Source organism: Mesorhizobium sp. M8A.F.Ca.ET.181.01.1.1 (genome assembly GCF_004792025.1).
Lineage (GTDB): Bacteria > Pseudomonadota > Alphaproteobacteria > Rhizobiales > Rhizobiaceae > Mesorhizobium.
The window spans coordinates 129,133-148,969 of sequence record NZ_SRTV01000010.1 but is presented as its reverse complement, the minus strand read 5'-3'; the positions used below and the strand labels follow the sequence as shown (position 1 = coordinate 148,969).

Below are 19,837 nucleotides of genomic sequence, written 5' to 3'. Positions count from 1 at the left end.
AGGGCAGGTACCAGCTGTCGGCGCCATCCTCCCGCGCTTCGAGAAAGCGTGGGGGAGGAGAAATGGCTGGGACCGGCGATCTTACGAGGCATGAAACTTTGCGGTCGACGGTGGGTACGGCAGCGGCGATTGCGCATCACGGCGAACTCATCCAGGGCGTCTTCAAGGATGATGGCGGGCGCCTGCATCGCGGGCTCGTCACGCTGCCGCTTGCCGGGTTGAGATCGGAGGCGAGCTTTGCCAGGAGCGACGGCGATGCGATCGTTGTCCACCCCGATCACAAGGTCAAGGCGGCGACCGCCGCGCGGCTCACGCTCGAATTCCTGAAGGTCGACGGCGGTGGCGTGCTGACGCTCCAAAGCTCGATCCCTGTGGGGCACGGCTACGGCTCATCGACTGCGGACGTCGTCGCTTCCATTCGCGCAGTCGCCGCAGCGCTCAATATCCACCTGCGGCCGTCGAGCATCGGTCGTCTCGCTGTTGCCGCTGAGCGCGCCAGCGACGCCATCGCCTTCGACGACCACGCGGTGCTGTTCGCGCAACGAGAAGGCACGGTGATCGAGAATTTCGGCGGCTCCCTGCCGCCGCTGCTTCTGGTCGGCTTCAAGGCAAATGACGGGGTCCCGGTCGACACATTGCAGCTGCCACCGGCGCGCTACGACAGTGCCGAAATCCAGGAATTCGGCGTGCTTCGGGCGATGGTGGCACGGGCGGTTCGTCTTCAGGATCCCAATCTTCTCGGACGCGCCGCATCGGCAAGCGCCGTGATCAGTCAACGGCACCTGCCGAAACAGGGGTTAGACGAGATCGCCGAAATTGCCAGGAGAACCGGGGCCTGCGGCGTGCAAGTCGCCCATAGCGGCTCGCTGTTTGGTCTGATTTTCGATCTGTTCACACCCAATCTCAAGCGTCGGGCGGCCTTGGTCGCGCAGCAGATAAGGCGTGCCGGCTTTAAGGACGTTGAAGTCCATCACGTCAATGCGGAGGGTTGGACATGGTAAGCCTCGACGTGGACTATTTCAGGGACCTTGAGACCCCGCGCCTTGCGCGCCTGGCACCAAATCTCGTCGCCGCTGCGTTCCCGCTGATGAAACTGATGCCGGCCCGCTACATTCTGGATCGGGCAGCGTCTAATAGGGAACTGAAGGCAGGCTCCCACATTGTCGAGACCACGTCGGGCACATTTGGCATGGCGGTGGCGCTGCTGGCGGCGGCGCGTGACTATCGCCTTACGCTCGTCACCGCTTCAACGCTGATCGATGCCAAATACAAAGCCCGCCTGGAACGCATCGGCGCCACGGTTATCGCCCTTGACGATCCGCGCGGCGACGGCAATCAGCCAGGCCGGCTGGAGCGCCTCCAGGAAATCCTGGCCAACGAGCCGGACGGCTTCTGGACACGCCAATACGACAGTCCGGGCAACTGGCTTGCCTATGCGCGGCTGGCCGAACTCTTCATCCGGGCGATGGGCAAGGTCGACTGCCTGGTCGGCTGCGTCGGTACGGGCGGCTCGCTCTGCGGCACCGCGTCCTTTTTGCGAACGGTCTTTCCGCATCTGACGGTGTTTGCCGTCGATACCCATCGCAGCATCCTGTTTGGACAGCCCGTCGGCAAACGCATGCTGCGGGGCCTGGGCAACAGCGTTTTGCCGAAGAATGTCAGGCATGAACTTGTCGACGAGATCCATTGGGTTGGCGCCTATCCGGCGTACAGGACCGCGCATCGTTTGCTGCGCGAGCACGGCCTCTTCATGGGGCCGACCAGCGGCGCCGCCGCGTTGGTGGCGCAATGGGTTGCAACGACACTTTCGGATGCGCAAGTGGCGGTCATCATGCCTGACGAAGGCCATCGCCATGCCGAGACCGTCTACAATGACGACTGGCTTGCGGTTCTGCCTGGCTGGCCCTGCAAGGAACTGGCCCAGCCAAGGACGCTGACGACCATCGCGCCGGCTGCGGAATCGCAATGGACGCGCTTTCTCTGGCTTCGTCGCAGCCTCGACGACGTGCTGAAAACGCAGGCGCCAAGCGAGGTGCCATCGGCGATTGGCGCCCCGGAAAATCTATGAAACGAAATCCGGCCCGTTTTTGTCGAGCCAGCGCCAGGCATCGTCCGTCGTCTGGAACACGTGATCGTGTTCGTTCGATCCGGTGGACCGATCGAGGTCCTTGAGGCCGCTGGCTGTCACGACGGCCACGACGCGGTCTGTGGCTGCGATGACACCTTGGTCCTTTAACGTCGATATCGCCATCAGCGGCGTGACCGACGCCAGTTCGGCAAAGATACCTTCGTCCCGCGCAAGGCGCTCCTGCATCGCAATCAGGCCGTGATTGCTGACGGGGACGGCGTGTCCGCCGGATTCTCGCAGCGCCTTCAGCGCCTGAAAGGTGCTGCGCGGCGTGCCGATCGATACGGCAAGGCTGTCGAAAAGCATCTTGCGTTCACTCAACGCATCGGCGCCGCTGGCCAGAGCGTCCGCCAGCGACCCATGCACCTCCGCCGCGACGAGACGAGGCAGGCGCGTGATCGACCCTTGCGCGAACAGCTCGCAAAAGCCAGCCCACACACCGGACAAGGCATCGCCGTAGCAGACGGGCAGGACGCACCAGTCTGGCGCCGTGCCGTCCGATTGCTCGACGATCTCATAGGCGATCGTCTTATAGCCCTCGATGCCGAGTGGATGGCTGCCGACGACCGGACCGTGATAGGGCGATGCGATGAACCAGTCGTAACGGGCCGCTGCCTGTTCAAGCAGCGACCATCGGTCCATTTTGCTGACCAAGGGCAGGACCGTCGCACCATATTTGCGGATCTGCGCCAACATCGCGCCGGCCGATCCCGCGAAAGTGGTGACGACGCATTTGAGCCCGGCTCGGGCAGCGTAGGCCGCCAGCGAAGCGCCGGCGTTCCCCGACGAGGCGGTGGCGACGACTTTAGAACCACGTGCGCGCGCCACGCTGACCGCGATGGTCGAGAAGCGGTCCTTGTGCGACCAGGTCGGATTTCTGCCTTCATCCTTGATTGCAAGATCCGGCACGCCGAGAAACGCGCCGATGCGCGGCGTGGCAAGCAAAGGTGTCAGACCCTCGCCGAGGCTCACCGCCTCGGCTTCTGTGCAAGGCAGCATATGCGCAAAACGCCACAGCGAGCGCGAGCTGGTGGCGCCGGTTAAAGGGTGAGGCTGCGGAGTGGCATAGACGGGCGCAAGATTTGCCGGCGCGGTGTCTTGGCAGCGCGCGCATCCCCTGGAGTCGATGGTGACTTCGGCGGGGTAGGAAGCGCCGCATCGGATGCAAACGAGTTCCAGGACCCGGCTCTTGTCCATCCCGGGACGGCTAATCTCGCCTGAGGACTGCGCGGACATGTCGTGCGCGAGGTCGCGAAACGGCCGGCTCGTCATGGCTATTCCTTGTCAAGGAAACGATGAATTCGCTGGTTGTTTCAAACAGCCAAGAGCACGGCTGTCAATGCGGAATGTGCACTATAGTGTGTCGCACCATAGTGCGCGCCGTAGCATCCGTTGTTTGATGAAACTTCGCGCCGTTTTTGGTCTGAACGTGCAGCGGCTTCGGAGAGAAAGAAAACTCTCTCAGGAGCAGTTGTCTTTTGTTTCGGGCCGCACGCGCGCCTATATCAGCAGCGTCGAGGCCGGGCGGCGCAACGCCACGCTGGATACAGTCGAAATTCTGGCCAAGGCGTTGAATGTCGAGCCACAAGAGTTGGTTTCAGCGAGCCCGGCAAACAAGCGAGCCATTCGGGTGACGAAGCAGGCGACTTCAAAGTTGAATGGATGAAGCCGCACGTCCTCGATGCAGTACTGGTAAGATTTTCACTTATCTCGTCTTTGTGATACGCGATTGACTCCTTTAGTGTACATTCGATGCTTGTCCCATTGAAGGTGGTGTCTAGACAGCCATAGGTTGTTCCGCGGGGTAGGGCCTGACTGTGGTTGAGGTCTACCGATGGAGAACGAGACTGTTATCGACCTTTTTGCGGCGATCACGAAGATCGACACCGCGCGGTCGGCTGATGCAATCCTTCAGGCGTTCCGCTTAGCCATGGAGCGCTAGGGATTGCGCAATTTTCTGATCACCGGACTGCCTGTGCCGCACGGTACGGACTGGCAGCGTGAGATCCTTGCTGATGGCTGGTCTCCTGAATGGCATCGTCGCTATGTCACCGAGGAATATTTCTTGCACGATCCTTGTGTCGCCCAGTGCCGGCACTCGCCAGAGCCTTTCCGATGGGGCGAGCTGCCGTCCGCAAGGCTGGTTGCACGCGCGAAGCTGGTGATGGACGAGGCGGCCGAGTTCGGGATGAAAGAAGGTATCTGCGTCCCGATTCATGTCCCATTGGCCGGGCCCGGCGTCGTCACGATGGCGAGTGACCGGATGGACGTTCCGCCAAGCGCCATGCCCCTTATCGAAACGCTTTGCGTGCACACCTTTCGCAGCCTCTCAGGGCTGGGAACGCCCGGCGATGGCGATGAGCCCACGCCCTTGACGGCGCGCGAGCGCGAACTCCTGGAGTGGAGCGCACAAGGCAAATCCACAGAGGATATCGCTTGTATCCTCGGTGTTACCAGGAACACGGTTGAAAGCCATCAGCGCAACATTCGAGCAAAGCTCGACGCGATCAATGTCGCGCACGCCATCGTCAAGGCGCTGCGACGGCAGGAAATCCAGATTTAGCAATACCTGAATACCGTCATACGTACCGCAAGTTCATTTTCCTACGACCCTCCGCCTGGAGGCGTCATGGTTCGTATGCATCTGGTCACTTGGGATAACAGGAAGCGCTACCGGAAAGTTCTGGAACGCTACTTTCGGATACGGTACGAGATTTACGTCAAGCAGAGGCGTTGGCGCGACGTCGCACGGCCCATCAACATCGAGATCGACGCCTTCGACAACGAGCATACGCTATATGTTCTCGCGCTTGACACCAACGGCAAGATCGTAGGCGGCTCCCGTCTCTTGCCGACGCTGGAGCCGCATCTCATGAGCGAGGTCTTCCCGGGTCTCGCCGGCGGCAGGCCTCCGAGAGCAGCTGGAATCTTCGAATGGACGCGTTTCTTCGTCGTTCCATCGCTTCGCACACAAGGCGCCCCGTCGCCGATCGCCGGCATTGTTCTTTGCGGCCTGCTCGAGACCGCGCAAAGCCTTGGGATTCGACAGATCAGCGTGGTTTGCGAGACATTCTGGCCAAAACGGCTGCGCGCGCTTGGCTGGACGCTGATCGAGCTCGGCGAAGCTCTTGAACATCCCGACGGCGATATCATCGCGCTGCTGATCGATGTCACGCCCGAGGCTGTTGAACAGACGCGCCGCGCTTACGGCATCAGCGGCGTCATACTTGCCGACAACATCTAGGCTCATAACCAGGCACTTGCGGAAAGCCCGCGAGGCGTCGATCGTCAGGGTATATTGTCATCGCGCCCATTTGCGCGGTAGTCAGCCTTATGATGTATCGAACTCGGTTGATGGACTCATGAAGCCGCTGGTCCTGATCTCCTCGAAGGACCCGGATTTTTTCCTGGTTTTCGGCCACATACTGTCGGTAGCTGGCTTCGAGATTCAACTGATTACGGGAGACCGGGAAATCGCACGCGCCATCGAGGCGGCATCCCCGCTTGCCGTGATCATGGACTGCCATCCAGGCGACCGTGCAGTGGTCAAACAGTGCGCCTGGCTGAAGTCTGGCGCTGCGACCAAAGGGACTCCGGTCGTGAGCCTGGTTGCCCCGCGTTCTGGCAAGCTGCATCTCGACTTGATCAAGGCTGGCGTCGACGAGATATTTTCGCGGCCGTTCGCCCCCGAACAGCTTCTGGCCTGGCTGCATGGCAGAGCAGGCCTTGCGAAGCTATCGCGCGAAACAGACTCGGGTGAGCTGGTGCAGGGCGATTTTCGGCTGGATCGGCAGACTCACCGGACATTCTTCAGGCAAAAAGAAATCGTGATGCCACCGATCGAGTTCAAGCTTTTGCGCAGCCTTTTGGCGCAGCCTGGCAAGGTCTTCAGCCGCGAGGAACTGGTCGCGACCGCGTGGCCTGAACATGCCGCCGCAACCGACGTGCGGGGCGTCGACGTTCATATAGCCAGGCTACGCAAAAGGCTTCGGGCGTCCGTGGGAAGCGACGTGATCCGGACGGTCCGCTCGGCTGGCTACGCGTTCGCACCGGAGTGGTGACCTGGTCGGGACTTCCGACATGTGGCGCGGTTGCGCGCCGATTGCCGGCACGCGGGGTCCACACGCGTCGGCTCTCAATGGCTCAAGATGGTATCCAGGAACAGCCGGGCGCGTGGGTGAGCGGCCGCTGAGAAAAAGTCTTTGGACGAGGCATGCTCGAGGATGCGGCCGTCGTCCATGAAAACGATCTCATCGGCGACTTCGCGTGCAAAACCCATCTCATGGGTCACGCAGACCATGGTCATGCCGCTTCCCGCCAGCGCGATCATGACGTCGAGGACTTCCTTGATCATTTCCGGGTCGAGCGCCGAGGTGGGTTCGTCGAACAGCATGATGCGGGGATTGAGGCAAAGCGCGCGCGCGATCGCCACCCGTTGTTGTTGACCGCCCGAGAGCTGGGCCGGGTAGGCCTGCGCCTTTTCGGGGATGTGCACCGCTGTCAGATGCTGCATGGCGATCTCTTCGGCCTCCCGTGCCGGTTTCAGGAGAACCCGGCGCAGCGCCAGCGTGCAGTTGGCGAGCACGGTGAGGTGCGGAAACAGGTTGAAGCTCTGAAATACCATGCCTGTCTGCCGGCGCGCCTTCCTGGCATCGCGGCCATCCTTGTCCAGAATTGCTGCTTCGAACTGAATCGTTCCCTTCTGGAAAGGCTCGAGACCGTTGATGCAGCGGATCAAGGTCGACTTGCCGGAACCGGACGGTCCGCAAACGACGATCCGTGCGCCCGCTCCAACCGTCAGATCGATGTCTTTCAAAACCTGCAGGGCGCCGAACCATTTGTTGAGGCCGTCGATCCGGACATGAGGGATGGATTGAACGGGCTGGGCTGGATGTGGGGCTTGAGCCAGCATCAGCGGCGTCCAGCAGCAAGCAGGCGCTGCTCGATGCGCTTTACGCCATACGCAATGAGCAGCGCCAAGGCGAGAAACAGTATGCCGGCAATCGTCAGCGGCTCCGCGTATCGATAGGTCTCGGACGCGATATCGAAGGCGCGCCCGAGCATTTCGGGCACGGCCAGGATCGCGAGATAAGGCGTCGCCTTGAGGATCGAAACAAGATAGTTGCCCAACGGTGCGGCGACGTTGCGCAACATCTGCGGCGCGATGACGAAAACGACCGTGTCGCGGCGTGTTAGCGACAAGGCTCTGGCCGCTTCCTGCTGGCCTTTCGGGATCGCGTCGATGCCCGCTTTGAACACCTCCGCCAGATAGCCGCTGTAGTACAGGCTCAGCCCCAGTATGCCGACCGTCATGGCGCCAAGCCGGATCCCGTAGAAGGGCAGGACGAAATACAGGAAATAGAGCCCGGCCAGAACCGGCGTCGAGCGGATGAAGTCGATCAGGAAGCGGACGACGAGGCCAGTCGCACCGCCCCCGCGGCGGATCATCTCGAAAGTGAAGCCAAGCACTGATGCGCCGAGGCAACTCAAGACCGTTGCGAGCAGGGTCGTTCCGATCGCCCCGATGATCGTCGGGACGGTCGATAGTGCGAAATCGAAGTTAAATCCCACGCGGCGTTCCTCTTTCAGGATTGACCCGCGCCTCGAGCCAGCGGCCGGCAAGTGCGATCGGATAACAGACGACGAAGAAGGCCAGCAGCAGCGCCGAATAGATCGCGACGGGGTCGTAGTCGGTCTGCGCGATTTCCTTGGCGCGGAAGGTCATGTCCGTCAGCGTGACCAGCGAGACGAGGGAAGTCGCCTTGACGAGCTGGATAAGGTTGTTGACGAAGGTTGGGCTCATCGCGACCAAGGCCTGCGGCAGCTCGATCAGGAGCAGGATCGCCGGGCGCGGGAGGCCGAGCGCCATGCCGGCCTCGCGTTGGCCGGCAGGCACAGACTGCAGCCCGGCGCGAACCGCCTGGCTGGCATAGCCGCCGGTGTTGAGACCGAGCACCAATGCACTGACGGTCAGCGCCGACAGAGTGACCCCCATCACCGGCAGCACGTAATAAAAGAAGAAGAGCAGGACGACGACCGCTGAGCTGCGCCAGAATTCGATCACGGCGGTAACCAGAAAGCGCGTCATGCCGGTGGTCAAAAACTGCGCGACGCCGAAGACGAGCGCGAAGGGGATCGCAAAGACCAGGCCATAGGCGGTGACCTCTGCGGTGATGCCCAGCCCTTGCAGAATGCCCAGCCAGATCTCGAGCATGCTCACGGGGTGCCACCATTCTTTGTTGAGGCGGGCGGCGACGATGTCAGTATAGTGTCGGCGTACCTGAGGAGGGCGGTTTTGCGCCGAGAAATCGCGCCCTCCGGACCGGACCTCATGACACCCTCCGCGCCGTGGAAAGAACGATGCCTGTAGGAGCAGACCATCGGTGGTTCCCTCATAAACCCGGCAGGAGTCGCGTGTCAATAAAGATGTACTTATTATTGACAAAGTTCATATTATACCGCCGCGGCCAGCGGCGCCGCCGTTGGCCGGTAATTGCACGCTACGCTACGATGACGGCTGAAACCCGTTGAATCGGACCGCTTCAGGGCTGTTTTGATCGTCCCCGACCGGGGACTGCTTGACATGTCCCCGGCGCAACGGGGACAGGATGGCCATCTCGCACAACGATACCGAAGGACGCGCGCGCAGCTCGCGTATGCTGCGCACCGCGCTCGGACCCGCCATCGCCCGGTTTCTCGACGATCCCGCGATCGTCGAGGTCATGCTGAACCCGGATGGCCGGATCTGGGTGGATCGGCTTTCCGACGGTTTGGCCGATACCGGGGAAACGCTGGCCCCTGCCGCTGGCGAGCGCATTGTGCGCCTGGTCGCCCATCATGTCGGCGCCGAGGTTCATTCCCGTTCCCCGCGCGTGTCGGCTGAGTTGCCGCAAACCGGCGAACGTTTCGAAGGTCTGTTGCCGCCCGTCGTCGCAGCACCCGCCTTCGCGATCCGCAAGCCCGCCGTGGCCGTGTTCACGCTCGATGACTATGTCGCGGCAGGCATCATGTCCGACGGTCAGGCCGCGATATTGCGCGCCGCGGTTGCCGCGCGCTTGAACATCCTCGTCGCCGGCGGCACATCGACCGGCAAGACGACCCTGACCAACGCGCTGCTCGCCGAAGTGGCAAAAGGGACGGATCGGGTCGTCATCATCGAGGACACCCGCGAACTGCAATGCGCCGCCCCCAACCTTGTCGCCATGCGCACCAAGGATGGCGTCGCCACACTCTCCGACCTGGTGCGCTCCTCGTTGCGCTTGCGGCCCGACCGCATCCCCATCGGCGAGGTGCGCGGCGCCGAGGCCCTCGACCTCTTGAAGGCATGGGGGACCGGGCACCCCGGGGGTATCGGCACCCTTCATGCGGGCTCCGGCATCGGCGCCCTGCGCCGCCTTGAGCAGCTTATCCAGGAAGCCGTCGTCACCGTGCCGCGCGCATTGATCGCCGACACGATCGGCCTCGTTGCCGTCCTGTCGGGACGTGGCGTCGCGCGACGGCTGAGCGAGCTCGTCCGGGTCGAGGGTCTTGGCCCCGACGGCGATTATCGCATTGCTGAAGCCACACCGATCAACCCAGGAGAAACCTCATGATCCGCCTCCTTGCACGCTGCCACGGCCACCTGGCCGCAGGAGCCACCGCCCTTGCCGTCAATCTCCTGGTCGCGTCGAGCGCCCATGCGTCAGGCTCCTCGATGCCGTGGGAACAGCCACTCGAAAAGATCCTGCAGTCGGTCGAAGGACCGGTCTCCAAGATCATGGCCGTCATCATCATCATCGTCACCGGCCTGACGCTGGCCTTCGGCGACAGTTCAGGCGGTTTCAGGCGGCTCATCCAGATCGTTTTTGGCCTCTCGATCGCCTTTGCGGCGTCGAGTTTCTTCCTGTCGTTCTTCTCGTTCGGCGGCGGAGCGTTGATCTGATGACAACCGCTCTTGAACAACTCGACGCGGTGCCGGGGTGGACGGTGCCCGTCCACCGGGCGCTGACGGAGCAGATCCTGCTCGGCGGCGCGCCGCGCGCAATCGCGATCCTGAATGGCACGCTGGCGGGCGCTGTCGGCCTTGGGCTGCGGCTGTGGCTGGTCGGTCTCCTCATCTGGGCAATCGGACATCTCACGGCGGTATGGGCCGCCAGGCGCGATCCGCTGTTTTTCGAGGTTGGGCGCAGGCACCTGCGGCTGCCTGGACATCTTTTGGTTTGAGGGCGCCGCCATGATGAGCCTTGCCGAATACCGCCGGACCGCTGCTCGCCTTGCCGACTATCTGCCTTGGGCAGCACTCGTCGCGCCGGGCGTCGTGCTTAACAAGGATGGCAGCTTTCAGCGCACAGCGCGATTTCGCGGCCCTGATCTCGACTCCGCCGTCGCGGCGGAGCTGGTTGCGGTGGCGTCGCGCATCAACAATGCCCTTCGTCGCCTCGGCTCGGGCTGGAGCGTCTTTGTCGAAGCGCAGCGGCACGAAGCCGCCTCCTATCCCGAGAGCCAGTTTCACAATGCGGCCTCCAGCCTGCTCGATGCCGAGCGCAAAGCCGATTTTGACGAGGAGGGGGTTCATTTCGTATCGAGCTACTTTCTCACATTCCTGTTTTTGCCACCGCCCGAAGACGCCACACGTGCCGAGGGGTGGCTTTATGAGGGTCGCGACCAGTCGGACGCGGATCCGGGCGAGATCGTGCGCGCCTTTGTCGACCGGACGGAGCGCGTACTGTCCCTGCTCGACGGGTTCATGCCGGAATGCCACTGGCTCGATGACGGCGAAACGCTCACCTACCTGCATTCGACGATCTCGACCAAACGCCATAAGGTTCGTGTTCCCGAGACGCCGATCTATCTCGATACACTGCTGGCCGATGAACCGCTCGCCGGCGGGCTCGAGCCACGACTTGGCGACAAGCATCTTCGCGTGCTTTCGATTGTTGGCTTCCCGACCGCTACGACACCCGGCCTGCTTGATGACCTCAATCGCCTGGCCTTCCCCTACCGCTGGTCGACCCGCGCCATCCTGCTCGACAAGGTCGACGCTGTCCGACTGTTGACCAGGATAAGGCGGCAATGGTTTGCGAAGCGCAAGAGCATCGCCTCGATCCTCAAGGAGGTGATGACCAACGAAGCGTCAGCCCTCCTCGACACCGATGCCGCCAACAAGGCGGCCGACGCCGACACGGCGTTGCAGGAACTCGGCGCCGACATGGCGGGCATGGCCTATGTCACCGCGACAGTCGCCATATGGGATTGCGACCCGCGCGTGGCCGACGAGAAATTGCGGCTTGTCGAGAAGGTCATCCAGGGCCGCGACTTCACGGCGATTGCCGAGACCGTCAACGCCGTCGACGCCTGGCTCGGTTCCTTGCCCGGGCACGCCTACGGCAACGTCCGTCAGCCTCCCATCTCAACGCTCAATCTCGCCCACATGATGCCGCTGTCTGCCGTGTGGGCGGGACCGGAACGGGACGAGCATCTGGTCAGTCCTCCCTTGCTTTACGGCAAGACCGAAGGCTCGACCCCGTTCCGGTTGGTTCTTCATGTCGGCGACGTCGGTCATACGCTGGTCGTCGGCCCCACTGGCGCTGGCAAGTCTGTGCTGCTGGCGCTGATGGCGCTGCAGTTCTGCCGCTACCGCAAAGCTCAGATATTCGCCTTCGATTTCGGCGGCTCTATCCGCGCCGCGGCGCTCGCCATGGGTGGCGACTGGCACGATCTCGGAGGGCACCTCACCGAAGGCGTGGACGCCTCCGTTTCGCTGCAGCCGCTTGCCCGGGTTCATGACACATATGAGCGCGCCTGGGCGGCTGACTGGATCGTTGCGATCCTGATGCGCGAGGGCATCCAGATCACCCCGGACGCAAAGGAGCATATCTGGGCGGCGCTGACGTCGCTTGCCTCGGCTCCCGTCGAGGAGCGCACCATCACCGGGCTCAGTGTCCTCTTGCAAGCCAATGACCTGAAACAGGCTTTGCGCCCCTACTGTGTCGGAGGCGCTCACGGACGATTGCTCGACGCCGAGGCCGAACACCTCGGCCAGGCATCCGTGCAGGCCTTCGAGATCGAAGGACTGGTGGGCACGCAAGCCGCGCCGGCTGTCCTGTCCTATCTGTTCCACCGCATCGGCGATCGGCTCGACGGGCGTCCAACGCTGCTCATCATCGACGAAGGCTGGCTTGCCCTCGATGACGAGGGGTTTGCCGGGCAGTTGCGCGAGTGGCTGAAGACGCTGCGCAAGAAGAACGCCAGCGTCGTCTTCGCCACCCAGTCACTTGCCGATATCGACAATTCGGCCATTGCGCCGGCGATCATCGAAAGCTGTCCAACCCGGCTGCTGTTGCCCAATGAGCGCGCGGTTGAGCCGCAGATTACCGCCATCTATCGCCGCTTCGGCCTGAACGACCGCCAGATCGAAATCCTGGCACGAGCGACACCCAAGCGCGATTACTACTGCCAGTCCCGTCGCGGCAACCGTCTCTTCGAGCTCGGCCTGTCCGAGGTCGGGCTGGCACTTTGCGCCGCGTCCTCGAAGAGCGATCAGGCCCTGATCGGCAGCATCATTGCCGAGCATGGCCGCCACGGCTTCCTGGCGGCCTGGCTGCGTGCCCGTGACGTCGGCTGGGCCGCCGACCTCATTCCCAACCTCACCCTTCCCGAACCTGAAAAGAATCCGCAACCATGAATGTTCATCAAAGCCGCCCTCGCGCCATCTTTCTGGTCGCGGCGATGCTCGCCGCGCCGGTCGCCATCCCGCCGATGATGACTGCGCCAGCGTATGCCTTCATCGTGTTTGATCCATCGAACTATTCCCAGAATGTTCTGACGGCCGCGCGTTCGCTGCAGCAGATCACAAACCAGATCACCTCGCTTCAGAACCAGGCCCAGATGCTGATCAACCAGGCGCGTAACCTGGCGAGCCTGCCTTTGTCCTCGCTGCAGCAACTGCAACAGTCGGTGCAACGCACGCAACAGCTTCTCGGGCAGGCACAGAACATCGCCTTCGACGTCCAGCAGGTCGACAAGGCCTTTCAGCAGCAATACGGCAGCGTCTCACTCTCTGCTTCCGACCAGCAGCTCGTCACGGACGCGCGCTCACGCTGGCAAAACACGGTGGGCGGCCTTCAGGACGCCATGCGCATCCAGGCGGGCGTCGTTGGAAACATCGAGACCGGCCGCGCGCAGATGTCGGCGCTGGTCGGCGCCAGCCAATCGGCGACCGGAGCGCTGCAGGCGACGCAAGCTGGCAATCAGCTGCTTGCGCTCCAGGGCCAGCAGCTCGCGGACCTGACCGCTGTGGTCGCCGCCAACGGCCGCGCCCAGGCTCTGAGCGAGGCCGAACGTGCCGCCGCGGTCGATCAGGGCCGCGAGCAACGCCGCCGCTTCCTGGCGCCAGGCTCCGGCTACGAGGCCGGCTCGGCCCAGATGTTCAACCGCTGAGATCGAAGGCCATGGACGGCAAAACGCTCGCTCGCATTGTGCCTGTCATCTTTGTCGCGGCCGCCGTCACGGCGGCCGCGCTCGGTACGAGCCGGAAGGAGACCAAGCCGGCGGGCGAGCGCGCGCACACAACCGCAGGCTTGATGCCGAACCCGCTTCGCGATGGTCTGCGCCGCTGCCAGGTCCTCGGTGAAGCTGCCCTGCGTGACGATGGATGCGCGCGGCTATGGGCCGAACAGCGCGATCGCTTCCTCGGTCTCAAAGAGCCATCGGGGCGTTCGATAGGCGAGCCGGACGCTTCGCAGTCTCCAGATGCTGCCGTGCGCTGGGATCAATAGACATGGGCAATACAGGTGTCATCGACCAATTCCTGGCCACTTTCACCCGCTACATCGACAGCGGTTTCGGCCTCCTCGGTGGCGAGGTCGCCTTCGTCGCCACCACGCTGATCGTCATCGACGTGACGCTTGCCGCGCTCTTCTGGAGCTGGGGCGCTGATGACGACATTCTTGCGCGGCTCGTCAAGAAAACGCTCTTCGTCGGTGTCTTCGCCTATCTGATATCCAACTGGAACGGTCTCGCTCAGATCGTGTTCGAGAGCTTCTCCGGTCTTGGTCTCAAGGCGAGTGGCACCGGCTTCTCGGCACAGGACCTACTGCACCCTGGCAGGGTGGCGCAAACCGGTCTCGACGCCGGACGACCCTTGCTTGAGGCGATCTCCGGTTTGATGGGCTACGTCTCCTTCTTTGAAAACTTCATCCAGATTGCTTGCCTGCTCTTTGCCTGGGCGCTCGTCCTGCTCGCCTTCTTCATCTTGGCGGTACAGCTCTTTGTGACTCTGATCGAGTTCAAGCTGGCGACGCTGGCCGGCTTTGTGCTGATCCCCTTCGGCCTCTTCGGCAAGACTGCCTTCATGGCCGAGCGCGTGCTGGGCAACGTCATCTCGTCCGGCATCAAGGTTCTGGTGCTTGCCGTCGTCATCGGCATCGGATCGACGCTCTTCGGCGAATTCACCCAAGGCTTCGGCGGTGAGAGCCCCACCATCGACCAAGCCATGGCGATCGTATTGGCGGCGCTGTCGCTGCTTGGCCTCGGCATCTTCGGCCCCGGCATCGCCAACGGCCTCGTCTCGGGTGGACCGCAGCTTGGCGCCGGTGCGGCTGTCGGCACCGGCCTTGCCGCGGGCGGCATGGCGGTTGCTGGCCATGGCGCAGCCGGCCTGGCGGCGCGAGGTGGGACAGCCGCATTCGCGGGCGCAATGTCAGCCGCGCGTGGCGGCACGTCACTCGCTGGTGGCGCCTCGGCCGCTTACACGCTTGGCGCAGGCGGCCAAGCTGGCGCGGCAGGCATCGCCTCCGGCTTGGGCGGCATTGCGCGTGCTGGCGCTGCGGCAGCCTCCTCTCCTCTCAAGCGCGCTGCCGCAAACACCGGTCAATCGTTTAAGTCCAGCTTCGCCTCCGGCGCCAGTTCGGCGGCTGAAATCCACGGCGGTTCGTCGACCACCATGGGAACGATCGGCGGCGCCGCGTTGTCAGCCGCGGCGTCTGCGTCCGGCGCGGGCAAGCCATCCGGCACGCACGGACAGCCGGAATGGGCCAGACGCTTGCAGCGCTCTCAACGCCTCTCTCACGGCGCCCAGACCGCGGCCCACGCGGTACGCGCCGGCGACAGCCATGGCGGCGGAGCTTCGATTTCTCTTTCTGAAGGCAAATGACAAGATGAATATCTTTAGGCGACCCGACGTTCACTACGGCAAGACTCCTCGACCGGAAACCCCGTATCAGAAGGCGGAGCAGATCTGGGATGAGCGCATCGGGTCTGCTCGCGTGCAGGCACGCAACTGGCGCGCCATGGCGTTCGGGTCGCTCATCTTGTCGGCAGGCCTTTCCACGTCACTGGTCTGGCAATTGGGCCGCGGCACTGTCGTGCCCTGGGTCGTGCAGGTCGACAAGATGGGCCAGGTTCAAGCGACCGCGCCCGCGATCGCGGATTATAAGCCGACTGATCCTCAGATAGCGTGGCATCTCGCCCGCTTTGTCGAACAGGTGCGCTCCATCCCCGCCGATCCGATCATCCTGCGCCAGGACTGGCTGCGCGCCTATGATTGGACCACCGACCAGGGCGCCGCGGCGCTCAACGATTACGCCCGCGCCAACGACCCTTTCTCCAGGGTCGGCAAGCAGCAGGTCGCGGTGGATATCTCTTCGGTCATCAGGGCCTCACCGGGCTCCTTTCGTGTTGCCTGGATCGAGCACCATTACGAAAACGGCCAGCTTTCCGGCACCGAGCGCTGGACCGCGATCCTGACGATCGTGACACAAATGCCAAACGACGCCGAACGTCTTCGGGCCAATCCGCTCGGCATCTACGTCAACGCCATCAACTGGTCCCGGGAGATGAGCCAATGAACCTGCCATTGTGTGTCATCGCCACTCCGGCTTTGACAAGGTCGGCGTTTGCCGTGGTGTTGTTATCGGGCTCCATACTTGCCGGTTGCGCCACACCTCAGAAACCACCTCAGATCTCCTATGATGCCTACGTGCCGCCTTTGCCCGCCGCTCCGGCAGCCGGGCTCGATGAAAGGCCAAAGCCGCTGCACGTTCCACCAGGGTGGGTCCCGGCCCGCGGCGGTGTCGCCGGCAGCACGCCGATGGCGCGCGTCGAGAACGCCAACGCGGCGGCGCGAGTCCAGCCGCGTCGTGAGGGCTATTACAACGCCATTCAGATTTATCCCTGGAGTGAAGGAGCCCTTTATCAGGTCTATGCCGCTCCAGGACAGATAACGGACATCGCGCTTGAGCCTGGCGAAAGCCTGACCGGCGAAGGTCCGATCGCGGCGGGCGATACCGCGCGCTGGATCATCGGCGACACCGAAAGCGGAGCGGGCGTCACCAGGCGCGTCCACGTGCTGGTCAAGCCTTCACGCTCGGACATCAACACCAATCTCGTCATCACCACCGACCGGCGCAGCTACATGATCGAGCTGCGATCGGGCGAGAAGCCGTACATGCCCGCCGTGTCATGGGCCTATCCGGCGCCGCCGGCCGGACAAGCGCGGGCGATCCCCGCGACACCGGTGATTCCCGCCATCACCGCACGCAACTACCGCTATGGTCTCACCGGCGACGCGCCCCCCTGGAGACCCGTCACCGTCTATGACGACGGCAGGCGGGTCTATGTCGAGTTTCCACGCGGGATCGTGCAAGGCGAGATGCCGCCCATCTTCGTCATCGGCCCGGACGGCGAGGCCGAGATTGCCAACAGCCGCGTCTACCAGAACACCCTGATCGTCGACCGACTCTTTGGCGCCGGGGAATTGCGGCTTGGCAGTGGCAAGCGGCAACAGACCGTCAGGATCGTCCGCACCGATGCCACGAGGAGAGGCCTGTGGATGTCAGGCGCCAACGCCGTGCCGAATGCAAAGAACGCATTTCGTCAAAGGGGAGGGGAGCACTCGTGAACGAGAACGAAATACCGGCTGCGCCGATGCAGCTTCGCGCCGATCCGCCGCGTGTCACCCGCCTGTCGCGCAAAGTGCTCGCCGGCATCAGCTTATGTGCATCGCTTGGCGTCGGCGGCGCGCTGATCTACGCGCTTCAGACGAGCGAAACCGGCAGGCATGGCGACGAGCTCTACTCGACGTCCAACAGGCAGCCCGCCGACGGACTGGCCAGCCTGCCGCGCGACTATACCGGCCCTGTTCTTGGACCGCCACTGCCTGGCGATCTTGGCCGGCCGATGCTTGATGCCCAGAACAAGGGACAGCCCGTCGTGCCGCCAACGATCGCGACACCCATGGTCGATGAGGCGGAACAGCGCCGGCGGGCCGAAGAGGAGGCGGCCCGAACCTCGCGCGTCTTCTTCCAGACAGGGCAGTCAACCGCGATGGCCGAAACCCCGCCCGGGGGAACTTCTCCGGCGAACCTTGGCGGCCCCGAGCTTGCCGGTCAGGTCGGCCAGTCGACCACACAAGACCGCCAGCTTGGCTTTCTGAATGCGGCCGCTGATCGGCGCACCGTGACGCCGGATCGCGTCACGCCGCCGGCATCGCCCTATGTGCTCCAGGCAGGGGCCGTCATCCCGGCGGCCCTCATCACCGGTATCCGTTCCGATCTGCCTGGTCAGATCACCGCGCAGGTGACCGAAAATGTCTATGACAGTCCGACGGGTCGCTCGCTGCTGATCCCGCAAGGCACGCGTGTCATTGGCCAGTACGACAATGGGGTCGGCTTCGGCCAGCGGCGCGTGCTGCTTGTCTGGAGCAGGCTGGTCTTTCCCAACGGACGTTCCATTGTCCTTGAACGCCAGCCCGGCACTGACGCCCAAGGCTATGCCGGCCTTGAGGACGGCGTCGACTACCATTGGGCCGAGCTGTTCAAGGCGGCCGCACTCACCACCATCCTCAGCGTTGGCGCGGAGGCCGGCTCGTCCGGCCAGGAAAGTGACATCGTGCGCGCCTTGCGCGGCGGCGCCTCCGACAGCCTCAGCCAGGTGGGCCAGCAAATCGTCCAGCGCCAACTCAACATCGCACCGACGCTGACGATACGGCCGGGCGTTAATGTGCGTGTCGTCGTTACGCGCGATCTCGTGCTCGAACCCTACGGAGGCTGAAAATGGCCAAGCTGAAACTCGGTCCGATTGCAGACGACAAGCCGGTCAAGGTCACAGTGGAACTGCCGGCGCCGCTGCACCGCGATCTGTCCAGATATGCTGAGATCCTTGGCCGCGACGCGGGTCAGCCTTCCGCCGATCCCCTTCGCCTGATTGTGCCCATGCTTGAGCGATTTATCGCGACGGATCGGGGCTTTGCCAGAGCCAAGCAGGAGCGAAAAGGTTGAGGGTCACCTCGCCGCAAGGCGAAACGAGCAATGCCAAAGGGCAGCACGGTTCACTGCTCTGACCGGTTCCTCCCGTAGGCAGCCAACTTTGCCCGTAGCTCAAGACCCTCAAGGGTCTGACACCCTACGAGTTCATCTGCAACGCGTGGACTTTCGCAACCTGACCACGGCCGTTCTCGCGAGCTTTGAGAAACCAAGAACTTACGCTAGTATCTGGTTCTGGCTCATTTATGGGAAGTTTTGGCACAAGGGATGGTATTGAAACAGAAATGACCACAAATGCCGGCCATGGTTTGCATTCTCGGATGATATCTTACTTCCGCCGGCCCGCTGGCGGTTTGCTCATCGGGCTCTTCGTAATTATTGTCATTATTTATATCGCGATCAATATATCATTGACGCTCTAACCACGGCATAAGGCCGGAACTGCCGCCCGGCGGCTATCGCCTGGCGCGCCCCGACTTAACGAGCACCCATCTCTTAGGCCAAGCCCATCACGTCGGTGCGAGCACCAGCGAGGGAAAGGTGCTTTCGGGCCGCTTCTTGACGAAGAAGATCGCGCCTTCGCTGTTTGAAACCACCTTCGCGAAGAAGTTGCGGACCGAGTCGATTTCCGATCGTGTGACACCTGCAAAGAGCAAATCGTTAGCTGTGCGAATGAAGGGGGTGAGTCGGGCCACCGCATCGCGACCGCTGTCGGAGAGACTGACCTGCACGGACCGTCGGTCGTTCGAGCTTGGCTTCTTTTTAAGAAGGCCAATGCGAACGAGGCGACCGACCTCGGTCGTCACGTGCATCTGGGCTAGATGAACGTGTTCTGAAAGCTTCCTTATGGTCACGCCGTCGCAGCCCTCACAATATGCGGTGCCGAGAAGAACAGCGAACTGCGACCCCGTAAGGTTGGCCCGTCTTCCAAACGCATCGCGACAGATCAGAAGGCGACCAATCGCGAGTGTCATCAGATGGATCGTATCTCGAAACTCATAATCGCTACCATCGCGCAGGAGGTCGGGGTGCGAAACGGTCGCAGCTGGAACGAAACGCTCGGATCGGCGGTCACTGGGTCCGGCGCTGCCCTGCTGGAGTGCATGTGTATGCCTTGAATTGGTCATGAGCGCTGCGCTCCTCGCCTCGAAATTTGCGTTTGCCAAACGCGTTAGAAAGGTACACAGTGTAGGTATATATTGTACCTAAGATGCTCCGCAACGGAGCTTCGATCAGGGAGAGCAGTCGATGAACGCCAGCGCCGCCTCTTCAGCTTCCGTGTCGACGCCAGGTGCCGCTTTTTGCCACTGCTGTACAGGAAAACATGCGAGGTCGACTTCCATGCCCTGGTTGTCGAGCGCCTCGATGAACCCTCTCAGGTCTGCGTAACTCACGAGAAACGTCTCCTCTGTGCGCAGTTCCCCGCGGCTCGCGCTCATCGATGCGCTTCGCCCGGGAGCAATCATTG

Annotated in this window: 23 protein-coding genes; 17 read left to right on the top strand and 6 right to left on the bottom strand. The window is 62.8% G+C overall.

All coding sequences use genetic code 11. From position 1 onward, the window contains the following. The first annotated feature begins 62 nt into the window (after positions 1-62). Positions 63-1,001 carry a kinase gene (locus EN824_RS28610; RefSeq protein WP_135906837.1) on the top strand — a complete coding sequence of 313 codons (939 nt, stop codon included), beginning with the start codon at positions 63-65 and terminating at the stop codon, positions 999-1,001. Beyond that, positions 995-2,068, top strand: coding sequence for a PLP-dependent cysteine synthase family protein (locus tag EN824_RS28605; protein WP_135932951.1), 1,074 nt, complete (start codon positions 995-997; stop codon positions 2,066-2,068). The genes EN824_RS28610 and EN824_RS28605 overlap by 7 nt, the downstream gene beginning before the upstream one ends. On the opposite strand, the gene EN824_RS28600 is transcribed toward EN824_RS28605, so the two are convergent. Continuing rightward, positions 2,063-3,325 carry a threonine synthase gene (locus EN824_RS28600; RefSeq protein ID WP_135932966.1) on the bottom strand — a complete coding sequence of 421 codons (1,263 nt, stop codon included), beginning with the start codon at positions 3,323-3,325 and terminating at the stop codon, positions 2,063-2,065. The genes EN824_RS28605 and EN824_RS28600 overlap by 6 nt on opposite strands. 202 nt (positions 3,326-3,527) lie before the next feature. Between EN824_RS28600 and EN824_RS28595 the strand changes: the two genes are divergently transcribed. The 4 genes from EN824_RS28595 (at position 3,528) to EN824_RS28580 (ending at position 6,189) form a co-directional block, all read left to right on the top strand. Continuing rightward, a complete protein-coding gene (locus tag EN824_RS28595; RefSeq protein WP_135932950.1) occupies positions 3,528-3,794 on the top strand; it encodes a helix-turn-helix transcriptional regulator in 267 nt (88 codons plus the stop codon). A gap of 279 nt (positions 3,795-4,073) precedes the next feature. After that, entirely contained in the window at positions 4,074-4,691 is a 618-nt protein-coding gene (locus EN824_RS28590; RefSeq protein ID WP_245521034.1) for a LuxR family transcriptional regulator, read from the top strand. A 66-nt stretch (positions 4,692-4,757) separates the two neighbouring features. Further along, positions 4,758-5,372: an acyl-homoserine-lactone synthase gene (locus tag EN824_RS28585; protein WP_135880885.1), complete on the top strand. Its 615-nt coding sequence runs from the start codon at positions 4,758-4,760 to the stop codon at positions 5,370-5,372. 118 nt (positions 5,373-5,490) lie between these two features. Beyond that, positions 5,491-6,189 (top strand): response regulator transcription factor, encoded by a 699-nt coding sequence (locus tag EN824_RS28580; protein ID WP_135932949.1) that lies wholly within the window; start codon positions 5,491-5,493, stop codon positions 6,187-6,189. A gap of 74 nt (positions 6,190-6,263) precedes the next feature. On the opposite strand, the gene EN824_RS28575 is transcribed toward EN824_RS28580, so the two are convergent. From EN824_RS28575 to EN824_RS28565, 3 genes are read right to left on the bottom strand one after another with little or no spacing between them, the layout of a single operon-like run. Continuing rightward, entirely contained in the window at positions 6,264-7,040 is a 777-nt protein-coding gene (locus EN824_RS28575) for an amino acid ABC transporter ATP-binding protein (protein WP_135932948.1), read from the bottom strand. Further along, positions 7,040-7,699, bottom strand: a complete 660-nt coding sequence (ehuD, locus tag EN824_RS28570; protein WP_135932947.1) for an ectoine/hydroxyectoine ABC transporter permease subunit EhuD — start codon at positions 7,697-7,699, stop codon at positions 7,040-7,042. The genes EN824_RS28575 and ehuD overlap by 1 nt, the downstream gene beginning before the upstream one ends. Then, on the bottom strand, positions 7,689-8,549 hold the full coding sequence (locus EN824_RS28565; protein WP_245521033.1) for an amino acid ABC transporter permease: 861 nt from the start codon (positions 8,547-8,549) through the stop codon (positions 7,689-7,691). Before EN824_RS28565 ends, ehuD begins: the two co-directional genes overlap by 11 nt. Positions 8,550-8,736: 187 nt before the next feature. Between EN824_RS28565 and trbB the strand changes: the two genes are divergently transcribed. Genes trbB through EN824_RS28510 form a run of 11 tightly spaced genes read left to right on the top strand, consistent with a single transcriptional unit; the run spans position 8,737 to position 18,384 of the window. Beyond that, complete coding sequence (gene trbB / locus EN824_RS28560; protein ID WP_135932946.1) at positions 8,737-9,720, top strand: P-type conjugative transfer ATPase TrbB; 984 nt, start codon at positions 8,737-8,739, stop codon at positions 9,718-9,720. Next, a complete protein-coding gene (locus tag EN824_RS28555; protein WP_135932945.1) occupies positions 9,717-10,049 on the top strand; it encodes a TrbC/VirB2 family protein in 333 nt (110 codons plus the stop codon). Before trbB ends, EN824_RS28555 begins: the two co-directional genes overlap by 4 nt. Continuing rightward, positions 10,049-10,330 (top strand): VirB3 family type IV secretion system protein, encoded by a 282-nt coding sequence (locus EN824_RS28550; RefSeq protein ID WP_135880879.1) that lies wholly within the window; start codon positions 10,049-10,051, stop codon positions 10,328-10,330. The genes EN824_RS28555 and EN824_RS28550 overlap by 1 nt, the downstream gene beginning before the upstream one ends. A gap of 10 nt (positions 10,331-10,340) precedes the next feature. After that, on the top strand, positions 10,341-12,791 hold the full coding sequence (gene trbE / locus EN824_RS28545) for a conjugal transfer protein TrbE (RefSeq protein ID WP_135932944.1): 2,451 nt from the start codon (positions 10,341-10,343) through the stop codon (positions 12,789-12,791). Beyond that, positions 12,788-13,546, top strand: coding sequence for a P-type conjugative transfer protein TrbJ (trbJ, locus tag EN824_RS28540; protein WP_135932943.1), 759 nt, complete (start codon positions 12,788-12,790; stop codon positions 13,544-13,546). Before trbE ends, trbJ begins: the two co-directional genes overlap by 4 nt. Positions 13,547-13,557: 11 nt before the next feature. Next, positions 13,558-13,884, top strand: coding sequence for a putative entry exclusion protein TrbK-alt (trbK-alt, locus tag EN824_RS28535; protein ID WP_135932942.1), 327 nt, complete (start codon positions 13,558-13,560; stop codon positions 13,882-13,884). 2 nt (positions 13,885-13,886) lie between these two features. Then, the gene (trbL, locus tag EN824_RS28530) at positions 13,887-15,260 is read left to right on the top strand and encodes a P-type conjugative transfer protein TrbL (RefSeq protein ID WP_135932941.1); all 1,374 of its coding nucleotides are present in this window, start codon (positions 13,887-13,889) and stop codon (positions 15,258-15,260) included. A gap of 4 nt (positions 15,261-15,264) precedes the next feature. Further along, entirely contained in the window at positions 15,265-15,954 is a 690-nt protein-coding gene (gene trbF / locus EN824_RS28525; RefSeq protein WP_135881149.1) for a conjugal transfer protein TrbF, read from the top strand. Further along, positions 15,951-17,006 carry a P-type conjugative transfer protein TrbG gene (gene trbG / locus EN824_RS28520; protein ID WP_135932940.1) on the top strand — a complete coding sequence of 352 codons (1,056 nt, stop codon included), beginning with the start codon at positions 15,951-15,953 and terminating at the stop codon, positions 17,004-17,006. Before trbF ends, trbG begins: the two co-directional genes overlap by 4 nt. 26 nt (positions 17,007-17,032) lie before the next feature. Further along, positions 17,033-18,157, top strand: coding sequence for a TrbI/VirB10 family protein (locus EN824_RS28515; protein ID WP_135917500.1), 1,125 nt, complete (start codon positions 17,033-17,035; stop codon positions 18,155-18,157). Between the two features lie 2 nt (positions 18,158-18,159). Beyond that, complete coding sequence (locus tag EN824_RS28510) at positions 18,160-18,384, top strand: DUF2274 domain-containing protein (RefSeq protein WP_135880872.1); 225 nt, start codon at positions 18,160-18,162, stop codon at positions 18,382-18,384. A gap of 494 nt (positions 18,385-18,878) precedes the next feature. On the opposite strand, the gene EN824_RS28505 is transcribed toward EN824_RS28510, so the two are convergent. Further along, complete coding sequence (locus EN824_RS28505) at positions 18,879-19,496, bottom strand: MarR family transcriptional regulator (RefSeq protein WP_135932939.1); 618 nt, start codon at positions 19,494-19,496, stop codon at positions 18,879-18,881. 105 nt (positions 19,497-19,601) lie between these two features. After that, positions 19,602-19,837, bottom strand: a 236-nt coding sequence (locus EN824_RS28500) for a hypothetical protein (RefSeq protein ID WP_210235462.1), incomplete at its 5' end; no start/stop codon positions are given.

Bases quoted from the DNA above. Each gene is read 5' to 3' on its own strand.
- EN824_RS28605 (WP_135932951.1), top strand. From the start codon at position 995: ATGGTAAGCCTCGACGTGGACTATTTCAGGGACCTTGAGACCCCGCGC.
- EN824_RS28580 (WP_135932949.1), top strand. From the start codon at position 5,491: ATGAAGCCGCTGGTCCTGATCTCCTCGAAGGACCCGGATTTTTTCCTG.
- trbK-alt (WP_135932942.1), top strand. From the start codon at position 13,558: ATGGACGGCAAAACGCTCGCTCGCATTGTGCCTGTCATCTTTGTCGCG.
- trbB (WP_135932946.1), top strand. From the start codon at position 8,737: ATGGCCATCTCGCACAACGATACCGAAGGACGCGCGCGCAGCTCGCGT.
- EN824_RS28575 (WP_135932948.1), bottom strand. From the start codon at position 7,040: ATGCTGGCTCAAGCCCCACATCCAGCCCAGCCCGTTCAATCCATCCCT.
- EN824_RS28515 (WP_135917500.1), top strand. From the start codon at position 17,033: ATGCAGCTTCGCGCCGATCCGCCGCGTGTCACCCGCCTGTCGCGCAAA.
- EN824_RS28595 (WP_135932950.1), top strand. From the start codon at position 3,528: ATGAAACTTCGCGCCGTTTTTGGTCTGAACGTGCAGCGGCTTCGGAGA.
- EN824_RS28555 (WP_135932945.1), top strand. From the start codon at position 9,717: ATGATCCGCCTCCTTGCACGCTGCCACGGCCACCTGGCCGCAGGAGCC.
- trbF (WP_135881149.1), top strand. From the start codon at position 15,265: ATGAATATCTTTAGGCGACCCGACGTTCACTACGGCAAGACTCCTCGA.
- trbL (WP_135932941.1), top strand. From the start codon at position 13,887: ATGGGCAATACAGGTGTCATCGACCAATTCCTGGCCACTTTCACCCGC.
- EN824_RS28505 (WP_135932939.1), bottom strand. From the start codon at position 19,496: ATGACCAATTCAAGGCATACACATGCACTCCAGCAGGGCAGCGCCGGA.
- trbJ (WP_135932943.1), top strand. From the start codon at position 12,788: ATGAATGTTCATCAAAGCCGCCCTCGCGCCATCTTTCTGGTCGCGGCG.
- trbE (WP_135932944.1), top strand. From the start codon at position 10,341: ATGATGAGCCTTGCCGAATACCGCCGGACCGCTGCTCGCCTTGCCGAC.
- EN824_RS28585 (WP_135880885.1), top strand. From the start codon at position 4,758: ATGGTTCGTATGCATCTGGTCACTTGGGATAACAGGAAGCGCTACCGG.
- EN824_RS28510 (WP_135880872.1), top strand. From the start codon at position 18,160: ATGGCCAAGCTGAAACTCGGTCCGATTGCAGACGACAAGCCGGTCAAG.
- EN824_RS28610 (WP_135906837.1), top strand. From the start codon at position 63: ATGGCTGGGACCGGCGATCTTACGAGGCATGAAACTTTGCGGTCGACG.
- trbG (WP_135932940.1), top strand. From the start codon at position 15,951: ATGAACCTGCCATTGTGTGTCATCGCCACTCCGGCTTTGACAAGGTCG.
- EN824_RS28600 (WP_135932966.1), bottom strand. From the start codon at position 3,325: ATGGACAAGAGCCGGGTCCTGGAACTCGTTTGCATCCGATGCGGCGCT.
- EN824_RS28550 (WP_135880879.1), top strand. From the start codon at position 10,049: ATGACAACCGCTCTTGAACAACTCGACGCGGTGCCGGGGTGGACGGTG.